At 30.4% G+C, this 26,447-nt stretch carries 23 protein-coding genes and 2 tRNA genes; 1 reads left to right on the top strand and 24 read right to left on the bottom strand.

Annotated features, from left to right (window positions below; all coding sequences use genetic code 11):
- Nucleotides 1–4: 4 nt before the first annotated feature.
- Entirely contained in the window at nt 5–1,834 is a 1,830-nt protein-coding gene (locus ACXIHB_RS13570; RefSeq protein WP_462098464.1) for an amino acid ABC transporter substrate-binding protein, read from the top strand.
- Between the two features lie 57 nt (nt 1,835–1,891).
- On the opposite strand, the gene rfbB is transcribed toward ACXIHB_RS13570, so the two are convergent.
- The 24 genes from rfbB to ACXIHB_RS13450 form a co-directional block, all read right to left on the bottom strand.
- A complete protein-coding gene (gene rfbB, locus ACXIHB_RS13565; protein WP_159494536.1) occupies nt 1,892–2,938 on the bottom strand; it encodes a dTDP-glucose 4,6-dehydratase in 1,047 nt (348 codons plus the stop codon).
- 28 nt (nt 2,939–2,966) lie between these two features.
- Nucleotides 2,967–3,521, bottom strand: a complete 555-nt coding sequence (gene rfbC / locus ACXIHB_RS13560) for a dTDP-4-dehydrorhamnose 3,5-epimerase (protein ID WP_047790237.1) — start codon at nt 3,519–3,521, stop codon at nt 2,967–2,969.
- Complete coding sequence (rfbA, locus tag ACXIHB_RS13555) at nt 3,521–4,399, bottom strand: glucose-1-phosphate thymidylyltransferase RfbA (RefSeq protein WP_462098463.1); 879 nt, start codon at nt 4,397–4,399, stop codon at nt 3,521–3,523. The genes rfbC and rfbA overlap by 1 nt, the downstream gene beginning before the upstream one ends.
- 76 nt (nt 4,400–4,475) lie before the next feature.
- Nucleotides 4,476–5,483, bottom strand: a complete 1,008-nt coding sequence (galE, locus tag ACXIHB_RS13550; protein ID WP_462098462.1) for a UDP-glucose 4-epimerase GalE — start codon at nt 5,481–5,483, stop codon at nt 4,476–4,478.
- A 39-nt stretch (nt 5,484–5,522) separates the two neighbouring features.
- Nucleotides 5,523–6,455, bottom strand: coding sequence for a sugar transferase (locus tag ACXIHB_RS13545; protein ID WP_462098461.1), 933 nt, complete (start codon nt 6,453–6,455; stop codon nt 5,523–5,525).
- A 130-nt stretch (nt 6,456–6,585) separates the two neighbouring features.
- Complete coding sequence (locus ACXIHB_RS13540) at nt 6,586–7,338, bottom strand: glycosyltransferase family 2 protein (protein WP_462098460.1); 753 nt, start codon at nt 7,336–7,338, stop codon at nt 6,586–6,588.
- Between the two features lie 5 nt (nt 7,339–7,343).
- Complete coding sequence (locus ACXIHB_RS13535) at nt 7,344–8,579, bottom strand: glycosyltransferase family 4 protein (RefSeq protein ID WP_462098459.1); 1,236 nt, start codon at nt 8,577–8,579, stop codon at nt 7,344–7,346.
- On the bottom strand, nt 8,567–9,832 hold the full coding sequence (locus ACXIHB_RS13530; protein WP_462098458.1) for a hypothetical protein: 1,266 nt from the start codon (nt 9,830–9,832) through the stop codon (nt 8,567–8,569). Before ACXIHB_RS13530 ends, ACXIHB_RS13535 begins: the two co-directional genes overlap by 13 nt.
- Before the next feature lie 13 nt (nt 9,833–9,845).
- Nucleotides 9,846–10,802 carry a glycosyltransferase gene (locus tag ACXIHB_RS13525; RefSeq protein WP_462098457.1) on the bottom strand — a complete coding sequence of 319 codons (957 nt, stop codon included), beginning with the start codon at nt 10,800–10,802 and terminating at the stop codon, nt 9,846–9,848.
- A gap of 80 nt (nt 10,803–10,882) precedes the next feature.
- Nucleotides 10,883–11,875, bottom strand: coding sequence for a polysaccharide pyruvyl transferase family protein (locus ACXIHB_RS13520; RefSeq protein ID WP_462098456.1), 993 nt, complete (start codon nt 11,873–11,875; stop codon nt 10,883–10,885).
- On the bottom strand, nt 11,862–13,280 hold the full coding sequence (locus ACXIHB_RS13515; RefSeq protein WP_462098455.1) for a lipopolysaccharide biosynthesis protein: 1,419 nt from the start codon (nt 13,278–13,280) through the stop codon (nt 11,862–11,864). The genes ACXIHB_RS13520 and ACXIHB_RS13515 overlap by 14 nt, the downstream gene beginning before the upstream one ends.
- A 58-nt stretch (nt 13,281–13,338) precedes the next feature.
- The gene (locus ACXIHB_RS13510; protein ID WP_462098454.1) at nt 13,339–14,439 is read right to left on the bottom strand and encodes a Wzz/FepE/Etk N-terminal domain-containing protein; all 1,101 of its coding nucleotides are present in this window, start codon (nt 14,437–14,439) and stop codon (nt 13,339–13,341) included.
- Nucleotides 14,440–14,451: 12 nt separating this feature from the next.
- Nucleotides 14,452–16,806: an SLBB domain-containing protein gene (locus tag ACXIHB_RS13505; RefSeq protein WP_462098453.1), complete on the bottom strand. Its 2,355-nt coding sequence runs from the start codon at nt 16,804–16,806 to the stop codon at nt 14,452–14,454.
- Nucleotides 16,807–16,900: 94 nt separating this feature from the next.
- On the bottom strand, nt 16,901–17,917 hold the full coding sequence (locus ACXIHB_RS13500) for an NAD-dependent epimerase (protein WP_462098452.1): 1,017 nt from the start codon (nt 17,915–17,917) through the stop codon (nt 16,901–16,903).
- On the bottom strand, nt 17,917–19,242 hold the full coding sequence (locus ACXIHB_RS13495; RefSeq protein ID WP_462098451.1) for a UDP-glucose dehydrogenase family protein: 1,326 nt from the start codon (nt 19,240–19,242) through the stop codon (nt 17,917–17,919). The genes ACXIHB_RS13500 and ACXIHB_RS13495 overlap by 1 nt, the downstream gene beginning before the upstream one ends.
- A 29-nt stretch (nt 19,243–19,271) precedes the next feature.
- Nucleotides 19,272–20,204 carry a Gfo/Idh/MocA family oxidoreductase gene (locus ACXIHB_RS13490; RefSeq protein WP_462098450.1) on the bottom strand — a complete coding sequence of 311 codons (933 nt, stop codon included), beginning with the start codon at nt 20,202–20,204 and terminating at the stop codon, nt 19,272–19,274.
- Nucleotides 20,204–21,484 (bottom strand): nucleotide sugar dehydrogenase, encoded by a 1,281-nt coding sequence (locus tag ACXIHB_RS13485; protein ID WP_173359665.1) that lies wholly within the window; start codon nt 21,482–21,484, stop codon nt 20,204–20,206. Before ACXIHB_RS13485 ends, ACXIHB_RS13490 begins: the two co-directional genes overlap by 1 nt.
- Nucleotides 21,485–21,591: 107 nt before the next feature.
- Nucleotides 21,592–21,666, bottom strand: a tRNA-Val gene (locus tag ACXIHB_RS13480).
- 28 nt (nt 21,667–21,694) lie between these two features.
- Nucleotides 21,695–21,769: transfer RNA gene (locus ACXIHB_RS13475), tRNA-Val, on the bottom strand.
- Nucleotides 21,770–21,839: 70 nt separating this feature from the next.
- A complete protein-coding gene (locus tag ACXIHB_RS13470; RefSeq protein WP_462098449.1) occupies nt 21,840–23,048 on the bottom strand; it encodes a bifunctional folylpolyglutamate synthase/dihydrofolate synthase in 1,209 nt (402 codons plus the stop codon).
- Nucleotides 23,049–23,079: 31 nt separating this feature from the next.
- A complete protein-coding gene (locus ACXIHB_RS13465) occupies nt 23,080–23,886 on the bottom strand; it encodes an energy transducer TonB (protein WP_462098448.1) in 807 nt (268 codons plus the stop codon).
- Nucleotides 23,887–24,279 (bottom strand): ExbD/TolR family protein, encoded by a 393-nt coding sequence (locus tag ACXIHB_RS13460; protein ID WP_047790254.1) that lies wholly within the window; start codon nt 24,277–24,279, stop codon nt 23,887–23,889. It lies immediately after the preceding gene.
- Entirely contained in the window at nt 24,279–24,962 is a 684-nt protein-coding gene (locus ACXIHB_RS13455) for a MotA/TolQ/ExbB proton channel family protein (protein WP_047790255.1), read from the bottom strand. Before ACXIHB_RS13455 ends, ACXIHB_RS13460 begins: the two co-directional genes overlap by 1 nt.
- A 172-nt stretch (nt 24,963–25,134) precedes the next feature.
- Nucleotides 25,135–26,361 (bottom strand): Glu/Leu/Phe/Val dehydrogenase dimerization domain-containing protein, encoded by a 1,227-nt coding sequence (locus ACXIHB_RS13450; protein WP_462098447.1) that lies wholly within the window; start codon nt 26,359–26,361, stop codon nt 25,135–25,137.
- Nucleotides 26,362–26,447 lie beyond the last annotated feature (86 nt).

Raw genomic sequence — 26,447 nt, 5'->3', positions numbered from 1 at the left:
GTAGATGAAGAAATTACAGTTTTTACTATTAGTTTGTGTTTTAACTTTTGCCGTTTCTTGTGGCCAGCAAAAACGTTATGTATCCTACAAAATTCAAGAAGGTGAAACGATGCGAGACATTGCGGATCGTTTAGACATAAAAACGAAAGATTTATTACGTTTAAACCCTGATGTCGGAAGACGTCCTGAAGCTAACACAGTAATTGTAATACCAAACCCTAAAATTAAAAAGAGTACTTCTTCGTCTACTACCTCAGCTGAAGAAGAGGTAAATACTACCGATACTAATAATAACGAAGGTACGGCTATTGAAACTGAAGAAGATGATACTGTTTTTCAACAAACAGTTGTTGAGTATGAAACTCACGAAGTTCAAAAGGGAGAAACTGTGTATCGTATTACAAAACAATATGGTATAACAAAAGAGGATTTAATTAAATTTAACCCTGAGTACACCAATATTCAAAGTAATAATTTAAGTATTGGTCAGATATTAAAGGTTAAGGCTTTAGAAAAAACAGTTACCATTAATAAAAATGAAGTTTTAGAAAAATTCTTAACGCATACTGTTAAGAGTAAAGAAACTATGTATAGTTTAACTCGTTTTTACAATGTATCTAAAGAGGACTTACTACGCTTGAACCCAGAATATCCAGATTTGGCTGACAATAAATTATCAGTAGGTCAATTATTAAAAATAAAACCTATTGAAGAGGTTAGTAAAAGAGAAAACTATTCTTTTTACAAAGATTCTATTCAAGTTAACACATCTATTAATCTTGCTATTTTACTTCCTTTCAAGGCTGATGAATATAGTGAAAAATCAAATAAAGATATTTTTGATGACAACCCTTTAACTAATATGGTAACTGACTTCTATATGGGAGCAGAAATTGCTATTGATTCTATAAAAAGACAAGGAGTTAAAGTAAATGTTAACGTTTTTGATACAGGAAATAGAGGAAAGAATGTAACCACAATTCTTGAAAATAAAAAATTAGAAAATACAGATGTAATTATTGGTCCTTTTTATTCTGATAAAGCAGAAGTTATTGCTCGTAATGTAAACTCTAAAGTCGTTTTTCCACACTACTCTAATAAACAAGATAAATTTTCTTCACCTAAGTTAATTAAGACAGCTCCTGAAAAAAACAGCTATCAGATATACTTAGCATCTTATTTAAAAGATAGTTATAAAGATCAAGAAATATTTATTGTCAGTGACGAAAAGAAAGACACAAATTCAAAAGTTTCTATAATTATATCTGAACTGAAAAAACATGATAGTATTAATAATATACATATCTTAAAGCCTGAAAAAGGCTATATAAAGAGAACGCGTTTTACAAGTAAGATGTCTTCTAAAAGACATAACTGGGTTATAATTGCTTCTGACGACAATGTAGTAGTTGCTGATGCTCTAAATAGTATGATTAGCTTACCTGACGAAACTAAAGTTCAGGTATTTGCTATTAGTAAAGGCAATGCTTACGATAAGATTGATAATAATAAACTTGCTAGTATAAATTTCACTTATGTTTCTAATACTTATTCAGACGAAAATGCCTTAGAAACTAAAGATTTTAACAATAAATATTTACAAAAAAACAACACTATTCCTTCAGACTATGCTATTAAAGGTTTTGATATAACATATGATGTTTTAATGCGTTTGGCTTCAGGAAATGAACTTACAGACACCTTTAAAAAAGGTGTTTCTTTACGTGTTGAAAATAAATTTGACTACCATAAAAAGATGTTTGGGAGCAGTGGAAATCAAGGTTTATTTATTGTTAAATACAATGAAGATTTAAGTTTAAGTAGACTTAGATAAAATCTAATCTAAATTTTATAATACAAAAGCCAAAACTAAAAAGTTTTGGCTTTTGTATTACCCATACATTTCTTTGTAATATTTTTGGTACTCTCCACTTGTGACATTCTTAACCCAATCTTTATTTTCCAAATACCATTTAACTGTTTTTTCTATTCCTTCTTCAAACTGTAAAGAAGGTTCCCACCCTAACTCATTCTTAAGCTTTGATGCGTCTATTGCATAACGAAAATCATGACCTGCTCTATCTTTAACGTGAGTGATAAGTTTTTCTGACGCTCCTTCATCTCTTCCAAGAAACTTATCTACTACTTTTATTAGAACTTTAATTAAATCAATATTTTTCCATTCATTAAGCCCTCCAATATTATACGTATCTCCAATTATCCCTTTATGAAAAATAACATCTATTGCTTTCGCATGATCTTCCACATATAACCAATCTCTTACATTTTCTCCTTTACCGTACACTGGTAAAGATTTGTTATTACAAATATTATTAATGAATAACGGAATTAATTTCTCAGGAAACTGATATGATCCGTAATTATTTGAACAGTTAGAAATTACGATTGGCAAACCATAGGTATTTTTGTATGCTCTTACAAAATGATCTGATGAAGCTTTGGATGCTGAATATGGTGATTGGGGATTATACGAAGTTTTTTCAGTAAAAAAACCATCATTTCCTAAACTTCCATAAACCTCATCCGTAGAAATATGATAAAACAATTTTCCTTTAAAATTGTCTTTCCAACTATTTTTTGCTACTTCTAATAAATTTAAGGTTCCATAAACATTTGTTTTAACAAACGACAAAGGATCTGTAATAGAGCGATCTACATGCGATTCAGCTGCTAAATGAATAATTCCATCAATTGAATAGCTAGAAAACAATTTTTTCAATAAATCTTCATCACAAATATCTCCTTTTACAAAGGTGTAGTTCGGTTGATGCTCAATGTCTTTTAAATTTTCTAGATTTCCTGCGTATGTTAACGCGTCTAAATTTACTATGTGTTTGTTTGGGTATTTATTTACAAACAATCTTACCACATGAGAGCCTATAAAGCCAGCTCCTCCTGTAATTAATATATTCCTCATGAAAGTTTAGTATATAAACTCAAAGTTACTAATAAATAAACGGAGTTTTTAACTCTGTAAAAGTAGAAAGTTGTTGGTCTTTTGAAGAAAGTATTATATCTTCAGTATCAATTCTCCAATCAATATTCAATGTAGTATCATTCCAAATAATTCCTGAGTCATATTCAGGGGCATACCAATTATCTACTTTGTATGCAAAAACAGCTTCTTTGGATAAGGTTACAAATCCGTGTGCAAACCCTCTCGGTATAAATAGTTGTTTTTTATTTTCTTCAGATAATTCTAAGGTGATGTGCTTACTATAGGTAGGTGAATCTTTTCGAACATCTACAACTACATCTAATACTTTTCCTTGAATACATCGCACTAGCTTCGCTTGAGCAAAAGGTGGCTTTTGAAAATGTAATCCGCGTAGAACTCCATAAGTCGATTTCGACTCATTGTCTTGAACAAAATTTACATTTCCTATATTTTCTTTAAATTCTTTTTGATTGAAAGATTCAAAAAAATACCCTCTTTGATCTCCAAAAATTTTTGGTTCAATAACAACAACTTCAGGAATTTTGGTCTTCGTAAAAATCATTATTTCTCTTTTACTAAGTTTAATAAATATTGTCCGTAGCTGTTTTTTTTCAAAGGCCCTGCTAAATTTCTGACTTGTTCCTTATTAATGTACCCCATATAGAGCGCTATTTCTTCTATACATGCTACTTTTAAACCTTGACGTTTTTCAATGGTTTCAATAAATTGACTTGCTTCTAATAAAGAATCATGCGTCCCGGTATCTAACCAAGCAAAACCACGTCCCATCAATTCAACTTTTAGTTGTTCGTTTTCTAAATAATACTGGTTTACAGAAGTAATTTCCAACTCTCCTCTTTCTGATGGTTTTACATTTTTGGCTACTTTAATTACATCATTTGGATAGAAATACAAACCAACTACCGCATAATTAGATTTAGGAATCTCAGGTTTTTCTATAATAGAAATAGCATTTCCATTAACATCAAAATCTACCACTCCATAGCGTTCTGGATCTTTTACATTGTAGCCAAAAACAGTGGCTTTATTTTTTTCCTTTATATTATCAATTGCAGATTGCAACATTTCAGGTAATCCATGACCATAAAAAATATTATCTCCTAAAATAAGACAAACATCATCCTTCGCTATAAATTCTTCACCAATGATAAATGCTTGTGCTAATCCGTCAGGTGAAGGTTGTACTGCATAACTTAAGTGTATTCCTAAATCATTACCATCTCCTAATAATTTTTGAAAATTTGGAAGATCATCTGGTGTAGAGATAATTAATATTTCTCGAATACCAGCTAACATCAATACTGATAATGGATAATAAATCATCGGTTTATCATATACCGGAAGTAACTGCTTTGATACTCCTTTAGTAATTGGATATAATCGTGTTCCCGAACCTCCTGCTAATATAATACCCTTCATTTATTAAACGTTTAAAGTACGCTAATTTATAGAAAAAATAAAGCTCAGGAAAACCTGAGCTTTGAATTCTAAATTATTACTGTTTTTGCTGCCATTTCCAGGCGGATAATAAAGCCTCTTCTAATGTTTCTTGAGGCTTCCACCCTAAAACTTCATTCGCTTTAGTTGTATCTGCATACGCTGCTGTGATATCTCCTTCTCTTCTTCCTACTATTTTGTAATTCAACGATTGTTGAGTAACTTTTTCAAAAGTTTTTATAATCTCCATCACAGAACTTCCTTTGCCAGTTCCCACATTAAAAAACTCAAAATTTTCTTCATTTTCTTTATTCAACAAACGCTGTAATGCTTTTACATGAGCTCTTGCTAAATCTACAACATGAATATAATCACGAATAGCAGTTCCATCTGATGTTGGGTAATCGTCTCCAAAAACAGCTAGTTCTTCTCGAATACCAGCAGCCGTTTGCGTGATAAATGGAATTAAATTTTGTGGAACACCTAATGGTAACTCTCCTATTTTTATAGATTCATGAGCTCCTATAGGATTAAAATATCGTAAAGCTATAGCGTTCATATCATAAGCCTTACAACTATCTTTAATAATTTCTTCTCCTATTTGCTTAGTATAACCATAAGGAGATTCAGCAATCTTTACTGGAGCGTCTTCTGTAATAGGTAACTCATCTGCTTGTCCATAAACCGTACATGATGAGCTAAAAATAAAATGATCAATATTCCTATTTTTCATTTCTTGTAACAGATAAACTAAAGCGTTGATATTATTCTCGTAATAATCCAATGGCTTTTGAACACTTTCTCCTACAGCCTTAAAAGCAGCAAAATGTATTACTCCATCAATTGTACCATCATTAAAAAAGCTACTTACTGCTTTTTTATCTCGTAAGTCTATCTTATAAAAGTCTGGTTTAATATTGGATATTTTAGTAATTTGTTCCAATACATCTATTTTAGAATTAGATAAATCATCGATAATCACTACCTCAAAACCTGAGTTTTGTAACTCTACTACGACATGAGATCCTATAAAGCCTAAACCGCCTGTTACTAGTATTTTTTTCATTTCTTAATCTTGATGTTATAACTACTTTTTAGAAACTATTTAATGACTATTCATTGTGAAAATGATCTTTATAGTCTTTAATAAAATTTTAACATCTAATTTCCAAGAATACCTTTTGATATAAAACAAATCATATTCCAATTTTTTAAGACTTTCTTCAGGAGTTGCTTTAGGTAAGTGTATTTGTGCCCAACCAGAAACACCAGGCCGTATCATATGCCTTAAATTAAAAAATGGATTTTCTTGACTATACTCCTCTACATATTTTGGTTGTTCTGGTCTTGGTCCTATCAAACTCATGTCACCTTTTAAAATATTATATAACTGAGGTAACTCATCTATTTTAGAGAATCGCAAAAATTTACCCACTGGAGTAATTCTATTATCGTTAGCCACCGTATACCCTCCATTGTTTGTCTTCATGGTTCGTATTTTATAAATTTTAAAAGGCTTCCCTCCTCTACCTACTCTTATTTGAGAGTAAAACATCGTTCCTCTTGAAGTAAGCTTGGTGAAAAAACAACCAATTATTGTTAATGGTAACGCAATAGGGAAAAGAATTAGGAAAAATAAAATATCAAATCCTCTTTTAAAGAATAATAATCTACGTTTACGTCTTAAACTAAAAATCTCGTCAGAAAAATATTGATTGTCCTGTGTTTTTATGATTGGTACTCTTTTATTGATACATTCATAAAAGTCTTCAGAATCGTGAATTTCAACACCTGACAATCTTAACTTAATTAATTCATTAACTTGTTTTTTTGATAGTTCATTTAACTGAGAACTTTCGAAAACTACAACTTTTATATAGTTCTCTTTTATATAGTTTGTGAATGTTATTTTAGATGGCTCTAACTCTTTATAAAAAACAATTTCATATTTATCTGCAATTTTACTACTAGATAATAATTTATCTAGCGACTTGCTAACGTTAACAAACAGACATTTTTCCTTTTTTCTTTTTATCATTATTTCATCTTAAAAAGTGAACGCCTAAGAAGAGAAGTATTAAATCTCTAATATGTAATCACCTTTTCAGTTCACAACGCAATATTAAGAATTTTTTAAGAAACTACTATGCTTTAATTTTAACAACCTACTACTTTAAATATTTAACAACTCCTCTAACAGAATAATAAAAAAAAAAGTATATTGACTTGATTAAACTAACCTCTCCACACTCTCTCAAAACTCTGTAATGATATTTTGCTGCTTTAAGTTTATTACTGGATACAGAGTTAGATCTTACTCTATAATAAGCTAAAGCCTCATCATGAATACCTTCAGTATATTTTATATCTTTAAATATAGTAAGCCACAAACCATAATCTTGTCTTTTCCTTATAATGGGCATATATCTTTTACCTAGCTTTTCTGTATCATAAATTGCAGTTAAACACCCTATCGTACATGTTTTTAATAGACTTTTAAAAGTTATTTTTTTAGGTGGGTAAATAACAGATCCTTTATCTCCTTTTTCATTCATTTTTTGATAAGCAGAGTATGTAAAAGACAAATCATTTTTTAACATAAAAGCAACTTGTTTTTCTAATTTATCCTCTCGCCAAACATCATCACTATCGCAAAAAGCAATAAACCTACCTGTTGCCTCTTTTATAGAATTATTTCTTGCTATACCTGCTCCTGAATTTGCCTCTAATTGAAATATTTTTATCCTACTATCTTTATCTGTATAAATTTTAACAGTTTTTAAAGTATTATCCGTAGAGCAGTCATCTGTAATTAAAAGCTCCCAATTGGTATATGTTTGTTTTTGAATAGCTTCTATAGTTTCAGAAATAAACTTTTCTGAGTTATATGTTGGTGTTATAATTGAAACTCTCTCGTTCATTTTTACTAAATTTTTGAATACAAATCAATTAACCTTTTAAAGTATCTACTCTCATTGAATTGTCTTAAATTTTCTCTTTTACTTTTTTCTACTTCATCTAAATAGTGCTCATAATTGTTATAACTTTCAATCATCTTACTTGATAAATCAATATAATCCCCATCAGAAAACTTAATTCCCGCATTACAACATTCAACCATTTCTTTCATTCCTCCATGATTACTCACAATAGGCACCAAACCTAACTGTATAGATTCAACGACAACCATTGAAGCAGTCTCATAACATTTAGAAGATAATAGTGACACATCGCATTTTCTCAGTTCTTTTTCTAAATCTTTCTTTGGTAAAAACTCAATAAACTCAATATTATCAATTAGGTCTAAATCAACAACCATTTTTTTAATTTTTTGTTTATAATTTCCTTTTCCAATTAACATTAATTTACATTTAATATTCTCTTTAACAACTTCATTAAATGCTTTTATTATACAGTCTATATTTTTCTCTTCAGAAAAACGACCAAAGTAAACAAATCTAAAAGCTTTATCTTTGTTTACTTTTTTGTTTTTCTTACCTATACTTGAATCAAGAATTGGGTTTCTCAGTACAAATACACGACTTTCATCTATATGTCTTTGATTTAACATTTTTGTTCTTAAAAAATTAGAGGGAGTTGTCCAAAAATCAACCACCTTTAGCCTTAAAAAAAGAGAAGCTATCAAGCTAGAAATTCCTTTACCATATGAATGAAAAAAACCTTTAGGTCCACATATTCTCATAAAGATTTTTACTTTAAAGTTTTTTTTAGAACAATCTAAACACTTTACATTTTTCTTGTAATCAAAAGCTGCATGATGTGAACATAAATACTCAAAAGTATGTACAGAATGTACTACTCTAACTTGTGTGTGCTTTTTATATCTATAAATTGAGAATAAAATAGAAGGTGATAAGTTTGCATAATGATGTATGTGTATTATCGCTGGTTTTGTCTTATATAGATACCTTTTTAGTTTTCTATAATTTGAATATGAAAATAAATTAGAGAAAAAACTACTATCCCCTTTCACAGGGAAAGTTTTATCTATCAGTTCTTCATTTGAAGGTGATGCCCTACAAATCAATTTATGTTCATAAATTGATTCATTGTTTTTGAGTATTTCCATTGTACTTCTCAATACTGACTGAGCTCCTCCTCCTGTTATCGACTCTCCTATGTGTACTATTAACTTTGACATCTAAAATCTTTTAATAAGTATGAAAATGAAAAAATGACAACTACTAATTGATATAGCGGTGAAAACATTAGGACTTCTCCTTTATAGTGCAGAATAAAAGAAAAACCTAAAATAAACAAAAGATACAATTTATTATTTTTATTCATTGTACTTAAAAAAGGGTTAATAAATATTAAAATTTGAGATACTATGATATATATTAATCCAAAAATTCCATAAAACAATAGATTCCTCATATAACCTGCATCTGTATATTTATAGTATGACACTCCATTATCAGCCATATATCTCCCATCTCCATAGATAAAAGTAGTCTCCGGTACTTTAAAATACATTGAATTTAATGTATCTGAAGACGAAGTAGATAATTCACCCGTGCTTTGATAATTATATACAAACTCAAAAGCAAACGGTAATAATTTATCATCAACAATAGATCTTATATTTTCAGGAACAAAAAAGAAATATACTAGTATTATTCCATTAACAATTATTATAATTAACCCCAGAAATTTAAAGATTCTAGTAAACAATAATCTGACTTCAACAAACGAATAAACGAAATAACTTATAATGGCAACAGCTAGACCTACAAAAGCTGTTCTTCCTGAAAAAAAAGAACCTATAAATAATAATAAAAAAACAATTACTGGGAAATTAACCTTCTTTTTAAAGTACAAATAAAAGAAAATTATATAACTCAACCCATAACCTGCTGAGAGTCTAAAATAAGGATTTCCTGTTAATGCTAAACCTCTAATTCCACCATAATCAAAACCTTGTATTTTCTCTTTTCTAAAAAATGTTACAAACTTTGCTACAGATGGCTCTACGAATGCTAAAATTTGTATTACGGATTGTACTATAAAAACAACTAATATTAATCTACTAAATTCAACCAGGTAATCATCTTCTTTAAATAAATGATTTATAGCCAAGGGTACAAATAATATGCCTACTAAAATTGTTATAAAACACAAAGTTAAGTTTTTAATAATAGAATAATCATTTGTTCCGTGAAGAAAAGCCCATAAAAAAGTATAGACTATTAACACAAGATATAAAAAAAACATTAAAGTAAATTGTGATGTTCTTAAAATTTTCGTTAACTTGTAAAGATCAATATTACGCCCTCCTTTTCTGAAATATAGAAGTAACATCACCATAATAGCTAAGAAAATTGAACTATGAACTCCTGGTATAGGGAAGTTGAAAATAATAAAGAAAAAAATTACATATAGAGTTAACTTCATTTGTATATTTTGCTTACAACCTACTCATTTTTCTCTTAGGAAAAAGACAATTCTCTACAACTCTAAAAAAATTACTAATCGGTGGAATATGTTTTATAAAATCTAGACTTATAATATAATTTAATAGCAACAATATTCCAAAGTTCTTTATTGATAGATAAGTAATTAGTATAATATTTCTTGAAATATCATTAGACGCATTTTTTTTTAATTCTTTTTTAATTCTTTTTAGTGTCTTTATAGTTATATTGTTATTCTCTATATCTTCCATTATTTTTTCTGATAAATAATCTAAAACATACTCTCTTCTTACTCTTTTGGCTGTACTAGATTGTATTAATTTATTTTTAGAAGAAACTTGTTGTTCACTAATCCTATAATATAATAAAACCTCATTTATATTATAAAACTTTCCAATCTTTTTCAAATCTAACCAGAACTTATAATCTTCTGCATGAGGATAATTTTCATTATAGCAAATATCATTAGCCCACAATAATTGTTTTCTAATCATAACAGTTGGATGTGCAAAACAAGAGTTCAAAATTAACTCTGCTTTAATCTCATTGTCTTCAATTTTAATCCAATTATTAGATTTAAATTTTTTAATTCTTCCAAAATATTTAATCTTAGAACCACAAACTATATAATCTGGATTAGCTTCCATAAAATCATATTGAGTTTTAAGTCTGTGCCTTACAGAAAAATCATCTGCATCCATTCTTGCTATATATTTACCTCTAGCAATACTTAGTCCTTTATTTAATGATTTTATTAACCCTAAATTTTTATCATTTTCTATTACAATGATCCTACTATCTTTTAGTTTGAAGCCCTTTAATAATTCTCTATTTTCAATTCTAGTAGGTTTATCATTAACTAAAATTAGCTCAAAATCATTAAATGTCTGATTTAAAATTGAGTCTATTGCTTTTCCAATCCAGTCTACAGGTTCATTGTAAATTGACATTAATACCGTAATCTTAACCATCATATATCCAATGCATTAAAAATGCCTTTTTTCTTAATTAGATAAAATTAAGTTTTTTATTATTTAATAAATTTAATCTTCTCAAAATCACTCAACCATGTATCAAAATATTCTTTATTCTTTCCATAAGAGTTATCAACTATAGCTACCTCTTTATTTAATAGAATACTAAGTATAAAACCATGTAATCTGGTTGTACATATATTATCATACCCATTTATAAAGGTTATCCCTGAAATAATATACTTCTCAAGATTGCCTTTTGAATTCATTCCATATTCTGGATTAATTGCTCTTTTTATTAAAGGAATTTTTATTAATAATTTAGATAATTTAGATTTGTAAACATCTCGTCTAACTAGCCATCTATTTATTTTTAAGTTATTACTATAACTTGGCCAATCCTTTATATCTATAATTTTATCCCTACCTAAAAAATTTAAAATTTTACCTTCATCAAGCTCTGTGTTAAATTCTGAATCTGTTCTCTTTAAATAAAGAGATTTATTTTTTTTATTTTCATCAATAAAATTTCTTAAGTCTAAGCAAAAAGCCATGTCTGGTAATAGTAAAACATTATCCACAATACCAAATTCAGAAAGAAGTTTTTGAGATTTCTTATCTCTTACACATATGTATAAATTTTTATGTTCCTTAAGTTTAATTGATTGAGTCTTTAGAATTTCTTTATTTTTAAAAAAAATTGTTTGAGGTAAGAAAATAATCTTATTATTTGGAAATAACTCTAACACCTTAAGTCTGAAGTTTTGAGCACCAGGATAAATATCACCAAAATTACCTCCTCCGTGCATTAAAATAACATCCTTTTCTGAAATATATTTCTTCTCAAATGTGTAGTGGTTACATGAATACTTTTCTTTGAAAGGAATTGTTTTTAAAAATTCCTTTTCTCCTTTCCATATAAGATTATCCCCAATGTTTCTATGGTTAGGCACGTCTAACAAAACATAATCATTATTTATTAAGGGCGTTAGGCTATTATGAATTAGCTGCTTTAAATTATTTATTTTTTCATAATTAGGAAACTCCATATATTCTTTTCTTTATTTTATTTATAATTCGCGCAAGTAATTCTCTATTATTAATAGAGGTATAAACAGTTAATACTAATATTGTTAAAATACTTATAAAAATATTATTTAAATATGCTACTGACAATGATATTATTATTATTATAAGTAATGATATTAGCCTTTCCTTAACAATAAATAATTGAACGTATTTTTTTGTGTTTATTCCTCTAAAAAGAAATAATGCTATAAAGCTAATTAAATTTGAAATAGCTACGCCATATAGACCAAAGGGTTTAATTAAAATCAGCCCCACGCTTATATTTATTATACCTCCAAACAAAGAGGTTTTTAAGGATCCTTTAGTATCTTTTGAGCCTAAATAAATGGCTCCATAAAAACTTGATAAAGTAGAAAAAGCAACCCCTAAATATAAAATAGGCATATATTTCCATGAAGAATAAAAACTATTAGAAACTAAATACTTTATCATCATTTCAGAAATTAAAATTAAAAAAGCTGTAACTGAAAACTGTACTGATATTAAATAATTAAAAACTTTTGAAAAGAATTGACTCCTATCTGCTTTATTGAAATTAACTATTAAACTTTCTTGCCAAGCCAGAATAAAAATTGAGTTTACCATTAACAATAAGCCTGGAAATTTATTAGCAAAACTGTAAATCCCTAAAGTTTCTTTTCCTAAAAAATATAACACTAAATACTTGTTAGCAGAAACAATCAACCACCAACTCATAGTATTTAAAATTAAAGGACTAGAATACCCCAACAACTCTTTTATTAAAGAAAAAGATATGTACTTAACGTTAAAAACGTTATATAATTTTAATCTCATTATCAAATAAAGCGTACTAATAAAGTACGACAAAACTGAGGCAATTAAAAGCCCTTTAATTGATAATTTTAAAGCAAATAAGAATATAATGTTTGTTAACAATAACGCTAAAGAAAAAATTATACCACTACTAGCATAAAGTTTATTTTTAGATAACCCCCTAGCTACCTGTTGTATTACAGGATATATTGAAGACATTACTAATAATGAGTATATTAAAAAGAAATATTGAATAGTAACAACCTCTCTTATAATAAGAAAAACAAGAGATACAATCATTATATTAAATAGAATCACCATTAGTGCATTACTTAAAACAAAACTTTGTTCTTTATTTTTTTTTTCTGAGGTTACTAACCATCTAAAAATACTATCAGACAATTGTAATGTCACTAAAGGAACCAAAAGAGAAATTGTTGTTAGTACTATGTCATAATAACCGTATTCTTCTTTAGTTAAATAATAACTATAAAAAGGTAATAAAACAAAATTTAATAGTTTTGAACCAAAGCTACCAATAGCATAAATAAAAGTTGTTTTTAAAAGTTTTTTACTTTTAATGTCAATCATTAAAAAAATATATTTTTCTAATATTTAAATTTCTCTTTAATTCTAAATTCAACAAGAGTTATGTTAATGTACTCTCACTTTTCTTTAAATTTTGAATCCAATCTTTCCCTAAAACAAACATAACTCCCCAAAAAACACCTAAAAATAACCAAACTACAACTACCACCCCTCTTTTAGGTTTTGATTTTTCAACAGGCACACTCACAGGCTCGATTACAGTAAACACAGGTGTATTCTCTTTTACTTTAATTTTTTGAGTTTCTAGTTGTTTTGCTAGTTCCGAATACAAATTAAAAGCTAAATTATACTCTGACTCTATCCTTCTAAGGTACGATTGAGATCTTGAGGTAATTAATCCTTGGTTTCTATCTTTATAACTAGCTAATTCGGCTTGTTTTTTCTCAAAACCTAACTTTACCTCATTATATCGTTGCTGTATAAAGTTAAGTTCTTGTTCTGCTTTTTCAATCTTAAAATTTGTGATAACTTTTTGCAATATCGTTTGCGCTTTTTTTGTCATTTGAGCAGCTGCTAATGCTTCTGGCATTGAAAATGATATTTTAACAAAACCATCCTTTTTGTTGTTTTCAATTACTAATTGTTCTTGAATTTTCTTAAACAACTTACTTTCGTTTTTAGTAATTCGGTATATTGAATCGTTACCAGCTTCTGTTATGGTTTCATTATCACTTTTAATAAATGTAGTAATCTTTCCTGGTAGACCTATTGTGTATTCTTTAATAGTTTTTAGTAAATTAAACTTTGTGTAACTAACATAGTATTCTTGATAAGTAACTACCTTTTCAACATTTGAGAATTTTAATGGTGTTTTTAAAAGTTCTCTTTGAAAAGTTACACTTTGCACTATTTTCGGATATAAAGTAGGAGGTATACTTTCAGTACTCCCTCCTCCACCTAAATTAATTCCTGCCATGGCTGCTAAACCTCCTAAATTACCTCCAACTTTTGAATCACTCGTTTGAGGCACTAAGGTAGTAAAAGCCGTATATTCCTTAGCTGAAAAAACGGCTATAAACACACCTATTACCACAAAAACTATAAGAAATTTGATAACCGTTCTTCGTCCCTCCCAGATAGTTTTAAATATCTCTAATAAATCTATTTCATCATTAGAAGTATATTTAGCTTTACTTTCCATAGTTTGTTAAAGTTATTTCTCTGTTAACGTTTTAACCAGCACTCCCAAAGTTGCTAAACCAGTAGTTATAGCTATTACTTGTTGAGTTGTAACTTTATTTGTTACCTCAGGCTTTTTAGGGATTAAAATAACTGCGCCTGGTTTTACATCTGGATATGATTTAAAGAACAAAAACTTTTTTGTTGTTCTAATATCTCCATTTGCATACACTATATATGCTCTGCTCTTTTTTGCCCTTTCTGAAAAACCTCCAGAATTTTCAATATAATGTTTGAATGATTTCCCTTTTTCATATCTTACCAATGATGGTGACAATACCTCTCCTTCAACCTTCACCGTTTGTCTTTCAGAAGGGATAAATAACTCGTCTCCTTCTTCTAAAATTATATCATACTTTGATTTTTTTCCTCCTGAAGCTAATATTTTTTGTAACTCTATTCCAATCTTAAAATCTTTCTTCTTCTTTATACGCTCTTCAACATTCCCAGATAATGAATCTCTTTGGGCAAAGTCAGCTATAAAGTCTGATTGCTTTTCATCTTCCTCTTCGTTATTCTTTCTAGTTAAAAAGGCTCCTTCTACATACGCATATTTTGTTAAACCTCCTGCTTGTTCTATTAAATCAGAAATTCTTTGGTTTTTTTGACCAATTGAATATTCTCCTTCAAAATTAACTTCTCCAGTAATAGTTACTCTTTTTTGTTCTGTATACCCTTTTAAGTATCTTACAGAAACAATATCAAACGGTTTTAGCACAAAATTATCTAAATGATCAGTACCTAGATTTTTACTTGCACTTAAATCAAAATTTTCACTAACCGTTTCAAAACTTCCATCTTTCAATCTTCTAGATACATCAATCATGCTTGCATCCGCTCCATCTTTCAATCCTCCCGCTAATACTATTAAATCCTCAACACGCATTCCTTTCATGTAATCAAACTCCCCTTCTTTATTCACTGCTCCGTTAATTGTGATGAACTCTTTTTCTTTCAATTCTTCTTTCGTGAAAATGTAAATACTATCACTTTCTTTTAAGAGTATGTGTTCTTTATTCTCCATTGCCTTTCTCGGAGAAAAAGATAGTGTTTCCTTATCACTCTTATCATGTGTTCTTACAATAATACCTCTATCTAAAAAGGCTTCTTTGGTTACCCCTTCAGCTTTTAGTAACAAGTTAGAAGCCGTCATTCCTTCTTTATATTCGTAATTACCAGGCTGAAAAACAGCTCCGCCAACACTTACTCTATTCAAAAACTCATCTACTATCTCATTTACTTTGATATAATCTCCATCTTTTATTTTAACTAAATCAAAATTATTTTGTGAAACCTCCACAATCTCTTTTTGAACCCCTTTAATTCTCTCTATAACAATTTTTTCCCTATACGCATTTGAGGTAAAGCCACTACAATAATTTAATAAGTCTTTTACACTTTCCTCGGCTTTCATCTCAAAAATACCTGGTCTTTTAACGGCTCCTTCAATAGTAATTTTACTTTCATAAGGTTTTACTATTATAACATCTTGGTCTTGAACCGTTATGTTTCCTTCTTCTGAACCATTTACTAAAAACTGATAAAAATCAAAATCAGCTTCCTTCACTCCTCTCCTAAAAAGCTGGATCCTTCTGAAAGTACCATTCTTTGTTGGCCCTCCTGCTGCATATAAAGCATTTAATACTGTGGATAAAGCACTAATTGAATATGACCCTGGGACCTTCACTTCTCCTACAATATTCACTTGAACATTTCTTACTTCTTTTATAGAAACAGCTATATTTACTTTATTATAACTACTAGAAGAAGCTCCTATTCCTGCATAGATTCTTTTTAGGTAATTTTTTATTTTAGATTTTGCAGCACTAACTGGTAATCCTATTAATTGAATATAACCAACACCTTCTACATTTATTGCTCCTTGTTTGTTTACTTTTTTCTCATAATTTACCTCTGCAGCACCCCAAAGATCAATTGAAACTACATCTCCCGCTCCTATTATATAATTCTCTGGTGTAGCTATATTTAAATTTGGTGTAAACGAAATATTTGGATTATTAAAAAAGTCATATCCGAAGAGTTCTTCTTTTTTTTCTTCCTTTTTTTCTTCTTCTCCTGTTAACCCAAAAAGAAGTTGAGTACTATCTACTTCTTCTTGTAGTTCTTCTTCATTTTCCTCTTTTTTATTTAATGGTTTACTTTTAAGCGTCTCTATTCTTGCTCTAAGCTTTTGAGCTTGTAATTCGGACATTCCTCTTGTTTTTGCTATTGCTAAAGCCTGATCTAGAGTATATCCTTCTTCTTTTATTTTTTCCCAGTACTTAGCTACTTGTTCATCAGATAAATCATCAACTTCTATTTGACTCATTTGATTCTGAATATTTTGGGCTTGTCCCTCAGCACTAGCTAACACCAAAAAAGTAGCTAGAAATATTTGTAGCAGAATTCTCTTAAATAACATTTTAACTTCCAATGTAAAAAACTTTAAACCAATTAATAAACTCTTTTATTCCTTTACTTAAACTTGTATTAGGACTGTAATTATAATCTTTAATTAATCCATCAACATTTGCCCAAGTTTTTTTCACATCCCCCATTTGCATAGGTAACATTTCTTTAGTAGCTTCTTTTCCTATACTCGTTTCAATCTGAGTAATAAATTCTAACAATTCCACAGAATCATTATTTCCTATGTTATAAACTTTATACAAATCTCTTTCTTCAACAGGCTTCTCTATTACTCTTTTCACTCCTTCTACTATATCATCTATATAAGTAAAATCACGCTCCATATCACCATTGTTGAACACTTTGATTGGACGATCATTTAAAATGGCATCGGCAAATAGTATCGGTGCCATATCAGGTCTTCCCCAAGGCCCGTATACAGTAAAAAAACGTAATCCTGTTGTTGGTATTTTATATAAATAACTGTAGGTATGTGCCATCAATTCGTTACTCTTTTTTGTTGCAGCATACAAACTCACAGGATTATCGACTATATCTTCTTCTGAAAAAGGTACCTTTTTATTCATTCCATAAACACTTGAACTACTTGCATACACTAAATGTTTAATCTCATGATGCCTACAAGATTCTAAAATATTTAGGAAACCAACAATGTTACTTTGAATATAAGCATTAGGATTTTCAATACTATAACGAACACCTGCTTGTGCTGCTAAATTACATACAACATCAAAGCTTTCTGTAGTGAATAACTGAAATAATTCTTTTTTATCTTCTAAGTTTAGTCTGATAAACTTAAATTTTTCACTAGTACTGCTAGTTATTTCTTTGTAGTATACCTCAGCACTTTTTCTTTCAACTCCTAACTCTTTTAATCGAGCATACTTTAAATTGACATCATAATAATCGTTGATATTATCTATTCCTACAACTGTGTGCCCTAACTCTAATAGTTTTTGACTTAGATGAAATCCAATAAAGCCTGCTGCTCCTGTAACTAAAATTTTCATTAGTTTTTTCCTATTTGATAGTATTCAAATCCTTTTTCTTCCAATCCATAGGTAGTATATTGATTTCTTCCATCAAAAATAACTGGAGCTTTCAGTTGTTTTTCAATCTCAGAGAAATCTGGTGAACGGAACTCTTTCCATTCTGTCAATAAAATCAACGCATCTGCATTATCTAGCACCTCGTACTTTGCATTTTTATAGTCAACATTCTCTACATCTTTTAAATAAAAGTGTTGTGCTTCTTCCATAGCCTTAGGATCATATGCTTGTACTTTAGCTCCTCTCTTTACTAGTTCTTTTACCACATAAATTGCAGGCGCTTCACGCATATCATCCGTTCCTGGCTTAAATGCCAACCCCCAGAGACCAAAAGTTTTTCCTAATAAATCTTCTCCAAATTTATTGATGATTTTATCAGCTATCACAAATTTCTGACGATTATTTACTTCCTCAACAGACGTAATCAATTTTGCTTCATATCCATTCTCTTCAGCTATCTTTTTTAAGGCCTTTACATCTTTTGGAAAGCAAGAACCTCCATATCCTGCGCCTGGGTAAATAAAACTATAACCAATTCTTGAGTCTGAACCAATTCCTGCTCGAACATTATTTACGTCAGCTCCAACTCGCTCGCAGATATTTGCCATTTCGTTCATGAAGGATATCTTTGTTGCCAACATTGCATTTGCTGCATATTTTGTCATTTCTGCTGAGCGAACATCCATAGCAATAAAACGTTCATGCGACATAGTAAAAGGCGTATATAGTTGACGCATTTTATCAAAAGCATAATCAGATTCTGCTCCTATTACCACTCTATCAGGTTTCATAAAATCATTAATAGCATCCCCCTCTTTTAAAAACTCAGGATTAGATACTACATCAAATTCAAGCGTTTCGTTTCTTTTATCTAATTCTGCTTGAATCGTAGCTTTTACTTTATCAGCTGTTCCTACAGGTACAGTAGATTTATCCACCACAATTAATCTGTGGTTCATCTTCTGACCGATCTCTTTAGCTACAGCCAATACATATTGTAAATCTGCTGATCCGTCTTCTCCCATTGGAGTTCCAACTGCTATAAAAACTATTTCAGTTTCATTAATCGCTTCTTCTAATTTAGTAGTAAAGAATAAATTCTCCTTTTCTACATTTTTCAACACCATTTTTTCTAAGCCTGGTTCATAAATGGGAATAATTCCTTGATGAAGCTTATTTATTTTTTCTTGATCAATATCAACACAAATAACCTTGTTCCCCATCTCTGAAAAACATGTTCCTGATACTAATCCCACATATCCTGTTCCAATAACAGTTACTTTCATTTCTTTCTATTTTTTTATACATATATATATTACAAAAGATAATGCTTCTCTCCTGTATTTATTAATTTAGAATTACGGATATCATGTACTATCTCAATTGATTGTCTTGCTTCTTGTAACCCAAACCCATTTCCTTTTAATATCTCTTGATAGCTTATAGTATGAAGATCTGTAAAACCTGAACTAAATTCAATTCCTTCTCCGTTCACAGTTATAGATCGATATGTGCGCTGCCCCTTTTCTCGAACTTGCTTTGGCAAAGTGGTTTCATCAATTGATAAAAACCAACGCACACGTGCTTTTTCAAATTCTAAATAACCAGAAGCTTTATGTTTTTCTCTAAGGTGTACTTTATTATCTTGTATATTTCCAAAAATCCATGAGAGCATATCAAAAAAGTGAACTCCAATGTTTGTTGCAATCCCTCCTGATTTACTTTCGTCCCCTTTCCAAGAAATATCATACCAATTTCCTCGTGAGGTTATATAAGTTAAATCTATATCATACTTTCCTTCCCTTTTCTCTATTTCAATTTTATTTTTCAGTGCTATAATACTAGGATGTAATCGTAACTGAAGTATTGTATTTATTTTATTTCCCGTTTCTTTTTCAATTGCTTCTAAAGCATCTACGTTCCATGGATTCAACACTAAGGGTTTTTCACAAATAGCATCTGCCCCTCTACGTAATGCCATACGTATATGAGAATCATGTAAATAGTTTGGGGTACATATACTCACATAATCTAACTGAATACTTTGCTGTCTTTTCAGTTTTTCTACGTGACGATCAAACCGTTCAAACTCTACAAAAAAATCTGCTTGTGGAAAATAACTATCAATAATTCCTACACTATCATTTTTATCTAATGCAGCAATCAACAGATTATTAGTATCCTTGATGGCTTTTAAATGTCGTGGAGCTATGTAACCAGCTGCTCCAATGAGTGCAAAATTCTTCACTATAAACTTTTATCTACTACTTTTTTTGACAATATCCCTTTAACATCATAAACTACTGAATCTTTTTTCTTTAAAGAAAGAATGTCTATTTTTTTATACTCTTCATGTGCTACTGTTAACACAATAGCATCGTACTTTTTACTTGGCAATTTATTTGTTGATTGTAATCCATATTCTTTTTTAACCTCATCAATATTTGCCCAAGAATCATAAATTGTCACCTTTGCTCCATATTCTTTTAACGAACGAACCACATCTATCACTTTAGTATTACGAACATCTGGACAATTTTCTTTAAATGTAATGCCTAAAACTAAGACATCAGCATTTTTTATTTTGATATCACGACTTATCATTAATTTAATCACTTGAGAAGCTACATACTCCCCCATTCCGTCATTCATCCTTCTTCCTGCTAAAATAATTCCAGGGTGATACCCTAACTCTTCTGCTCTTTGCACTAGATAATATGGATCTACTCCAATACAATGCCCTCCAACTAATCCTGGTTTAAATGGTAAAAAATTCCATTTTGTTCCTGCAGCTTCCAAGACTTCTTGAGTATTAATGTTCATAAACCCAAAAATCTTCGCTAATTCATTCATAAAAGCAATATTAATATCTCTCTGAGAATTTTCAATTACCTTTGAAGCTTCAGCTACTTTTATACTCGAAACTAAATGAGTACCTGCAGTAACTACTGAACTATATAAATCATCTACAAATTTTGCAATTTTTAATGTTGAACCAGAAGTAACCTTTAAAATATTCTCAATGGTATTCTTTTTATCTCCAGGGTTAATTCTTTCAGGGGAATATCCTGCAAAAAAATCTTTATTAAACTTTAACCCAGAAACTTCCTCCAACACAGGTACACACACTTCTTCTGTAACCCCTGGATACACTGTTGACTCATAAATAACAACATCATTCTTCTTCAAAACTCCTCCTACAGTTTTACTTGCATCTATCAGCGGGGTTAAAACCGCTCTGTTATTTTTATCAACTGGTGTAGGAACTGTTACTATAAAAACAGTACAGTCTTTAATATCGTCAACTTGAGATGTACAAAACAAACCTTTCTCTTCTGTTTTTTCACTTTGTATTACAGACAACAGTTCTTCTGAATCTACTTCCTTAGTAACATCAATACTTTTATTAAGTTCTTCTACTCTTGTTTTATTTATATCAAACCCAACCACAGAATACTTCATCGCAAATAACCTTGCTAATGGCAATCCTACATACCCTAACCCAATTATTGCTATTTTCTTATTCACTACGTAGTCTCTTTAAAGATTGTTCAAGTTCACAAAACTACAAAAAATTGCATGAATGAGATGATTATAAAATAAAAAAGTCTCACCTAAAAAGATGAGACTTTCAGTGGGCGCGAAGGGATTCGAACCCCTGACCCCTTGGGTGTAAACCAAGTGCTCTGAACCAACTGAGCTACGCGCCCGTTTGCAATTAAATCTTTGTAAGAGTTGTGGGCGCGAAGGGATTCGAACCCCTGACCCCTTGGGTGTAAACCAAGTGCTCTGAACCAACTGAGCTACGCGCCCTTACTTGTCAATTGCGGGTGCAAATATATAACAGTTTTAGAGATTAACAATAACTTTTTTACATTTTTTTCTATAAAATTTCTGCTACCACAAATGTGCTCCCTCCCACGTAAATCATATCTTCTTTAGATGCATTTACTTTTGCTTTTGCAAGTGACTGACTTACAGAATAAAACACCTCCCCCATCAATCCAAACTCACTTGCTTGCTCTTTTAATTTATCTACTGGCAACCCGCGAGGAATATTCGGTTTACAGAAATAATATTTTGCTTTTTCAGGAAACATTGGTAAAATTTCACTCAAATCCTTGTCTGAAACAACACCTAAAACAATATGTAATTGCTTATAATTTTCTTTTTTTAATTGCTCCAATGTATAAAACAATCCTTCTTTATTATGTGCTGTATCACAAATCACTTTTGGTTTTTCTTGCAACACCTGCCAACGTCCTTTTAAATTGGTGTTTTTTACCACATTTAACAATCCTTTTTTAATATTTTCTTCTGTAATTCTAAATTCTTTCAATTGCTGAGTAGCTATTACCGCCGTTGTTACATTATGTTTTTGGTATTCACCTAATAAATCAGTCCTATAATTTTGCTTTTTATCTGAAGCAAAAAATATTGGTGCTTCGCATTCTTCCGCTTTAGTGTTAAAAACATTTTCCGTTTCTTTTTGACGCTCACCAATAACTACTGGAACATTTTCTTTTATAATCCCTGCTTTTTCAAACGCTATTTCTGGTAATGTTTCTCCTAAAAACTGAGTATGATCCAGTCCTATATTGGTTATTACCGAAACTTCTGGCATAATAATATTAGTAGAATCTAACCTTCCTCCCAAACCTACTTCTATAACAGCAACATCTACTTTCTGATTCGCAAATTCTTCAAATGCCATTCCTACCGTCATTTCAAAAAAAGATAACCCTTGTTTTTCTAAAAAGATCTTATTCTTTTCTATAAACTTAACCACAGAATCTCTTGAAATTTCTTTTCCATTGATTCGAATTCGTTCAGTAAAGTTTTTTAAATGAGGTGAAGTATACAATCCTACTTTATAACCTGCTTCTTGTAATATAGAAGCTACCATGTGACTAGTAGATCCCTTGCCATTCGTTCCTCCTACATGAATGGTTTTAAACTTTTTTTGTGGATTATCTAACTCATCACACAATGCTATGATATTAGTTAAATCTTTTTTTAATGCTGTTTGTCCCTGACGTTGATACATTGGTAACTGAGCAAACATCCAATCTAATACTTGTTGATAAGTCATCTTAATATTTTAGTGTAAAAAATAGATGTATTTATTTTGAAAGAGAAAACTTATAGATAATTGTTCCTCGTTGTTTTGATGGTGCATTTCCATCTGCATTCCATTTTGTTTTTAATGCTGCTTTTTTTGCTGCATCGTATAAACATGATGCTGAATTTGTAGTCCCTTTAGCTCCTGGAGTTGCTTTAATTACTTTTCCATTTTGATCAACCTCAATACTTACCACTACCGTACCTTCTTCTTGACAGTCTGGTTTTTGAATAGGTTTTGACAAAGCTTTTCTTCCTGCTAGGTTATAATTACCTCCTGAGCCACTTCCGGAATTGCCGTAATATTTATCTGAATTTGGGTCTCCATTTTCATTTCCTTTTACACCAGATTTTTTATCATCTCCTTCGCCAGAATTAGCTCCATCTTTTGACGTTCCGTTTAACAAACTATTTAAAGCATCAGTTGTTTCTTTTGATGGCTTAGGCTTCTTTTTTTCTTTAGGCTTTTCTTCTTTGGAAGTTTCTTTTACAGCTTCTTTTTTTTCAACCACTGGAACTTCTTCAGCAGTATCATTTGTAATAATTTCTTCTTTTATTCTTTCCTCTGGGGTTTCTTCTACTTGCTCTTCAACAACCTCTTCTTGTTGTGATGTTGCTTGTGCTTTAGTTTTTTCAACAGGCTCTCCACTTCCTACTTCAGAGGTACCAAAATTAATCGCTAGACCATATTCAATAGGTGGATCGAGATATTTCATTCCGTAATTGAGTATTCCAATAACAAATAATATCAGAATAATTGCTGTAATAATAGCTGATTTACGTTTATGTTGAGTATCTAAAACTGTCATTTATTTACCTTTAACAGCTAAAATCATTTTTAACTTGTTTCTATTCGCAATATCAATCACCTGCATTACATTTTTATACTGCACATTTTGATCACCACGAATAACCACTGTTTTCTTTTTATCTACGCCTACCTTAGTTAACAACTCTCTTTCTAAATTTACGTTACTAACTTTTGTTTTATCTATGTAAAACAACGCATCATTAGTTATAGTTACCGCTACTGATGTATTATTCTCTGTTTTACCTCCAGCTTTAGGCAACAAGACATCAATGGCACTTACTGTAACCAATGTTGATGTTAACATAAAAAATATCAACAACAAAAAAACAATATCAGTCATTGATGACATATTGAAGTTTGGATTGACTTTATTTCTTCCTCGTAAATTCATTATACCGGTTCGTTTAATAAATCTAAAAACTCAACAGATTTTGCTTCCATTTGATAAACAACCTTATCGGTACGAACTACTAAATGGTTATAAGCTATATATGCTATAATCCCTACAATTAACCCAGCAACTGTCGTTGTCATTGCTGTATACAAGCCATCCGATAACATTTTAATATCTATTTGTCCTCCTGAATTTGCTATTTCATGAATCGCAACAATCATTCCAATTACAGTTCCTAAAAAACCTATCATTGGAGCAGCTCCTGCTATTGTTGCTAATACTGACACATTTCTTTCTAGCTTATAAACCTCTAGTTTTCCTGCATTTTCTATTGCTGTATTAATATCTTCAAGAGGTTTTCCTATTCTAGATATCCCTTTCCCTATTAATCTGGCTGTTGGCGTAACTGTATTATCACAAAGTGATTTAGCACTATCTATTCTTCCGTTCGTTACATGATCCCTAATTTGGTCCATGAAATTAACATCTACTTTTGATGCTTCTTTAATAGCAAAAAAACGTTCAAAATAAATGTAAAGAGCCACGGCTAACAACACGAATAACAAAGCGATAATAATTTGACCGCCTACACCTCCGTCCATAATTAAATTATAGATTGATAACGTTTTTTCTTGAGGTACTTCCTCTACCAACTCCTGAGTTTCTTGAAATAATAGCATGAATACTAAATTAGAATTTATATTATGTTTTCGCTATTTAACTAACGATTTCTTTTATTTAAAATTGTTTGATGTAAAAAGTCTTCCTTACTTTTAACAATGAAGGAAGACTTTTACTTTTATTATGCTTAATTACTTAATAACAGTATTTCTGAAGTCATAAAAAAGAACTTTATACTAGTTCTTTTAATGCAATTTCAAAAGCTGTTTCACTTATTTGTGTTTTTGCAGCACTCTTAGCATGTGTTCTTTGTAACGCTTTTTTAATAGTATTTGAAGTATCTTCAAAAATAGCTTGATCTGTCATTTCTACTCTTCGCTCCATAAAGTATGCAAATACTCTTGCCATACCACAGTTTGAAATAAAGTCTGGAATCAAACTCACTTTTTTATCAGTATCTTCCATAATAGATCCAAAGAAAATTTCTTTATCTGCAAATGGAACATTTGCTCCACAAGAAATAACTTCTAATCCTGAATTTATCATCTGGTTAATTTGCTCTTGAGTAACTAACCTTGAAGCTGCACACGGTGCGAAAACTTCACAAGGAAGATTCCAAACACGCTCATTCATCTCCTCAAATGGAATCATGTTTTCAGACACTAACGTATTCCCATCTTTATTTAAAAACATTTCTTGAATTTCTTCAAAAGAGAATCCTTCTTCTTTAATAACTCCTCCAACACGATCAATAATTCCTACTACTTTAGCTCCCATTTGTGCTAAATAATACGCTGCGGCTGAACCTACATTACCAAAACCTTGTACTACAGCACGCTTTCCTTCTACTGTTCCTCCATAAATATCGTAGTAATAACGAACTGCTTCAGCAACTCCATATCCAGTAATCATATCAGCTACGGTATATTTTCTGGCTACGCTTGGTGATAAACTTTCATCTTCTAACACTTTAATAACTCCATGGCGTAACTGACCAATACGGTTAATTTTATCTGCTTCGGTAGGCTTGAAATGTCCATTAAAAACTCCCTCTTGCGGGTGCCAAACTCCACTATCTTCTGTAATCGGAATTACTTCATGAATTTCATCAACATTTAAGTCTCCTCCTGTTCCATAATAGTTTTTTAATAATGGAGCAACAGCTTTATACCAACGCTCTAAAACTCCTTTTTTACGAGGATCGTGCGGATCGAAATTAATCCCTGATTTTGCTCCTCCAATTGCTGGACCCGATACCGTAAATTTCACTTCCATAGTTTTAGCAAGTGACATTACTTCGTATTTATCTAATCCTTTACGCATACGTGTACCACCACCAGCAGCACCTCCTCTTAATGAATTAATAACTGTCCAACCTTCTGCTTCTGTTTCAGGGTCTTTCCAATTAAATACTATTTCTGGTTGCTTTTCTTCGTATTGCTTTAATAATTCTTTCATTGTTTAATGTTATAATAGATGATTTTCAACTTTACTTGTTTCTTTTTCATATTCAAAAAATTCGCTGTAATTATTCCCCTGTGGGG

This window comes from Tenacibaculum sp. IMCC1 (genome assembly GCF_054906355.1).
Note: the sequence above shows the minus strand (reverse complement) of the source record. Positions and strands in the feature narration are given on the sequence as shown.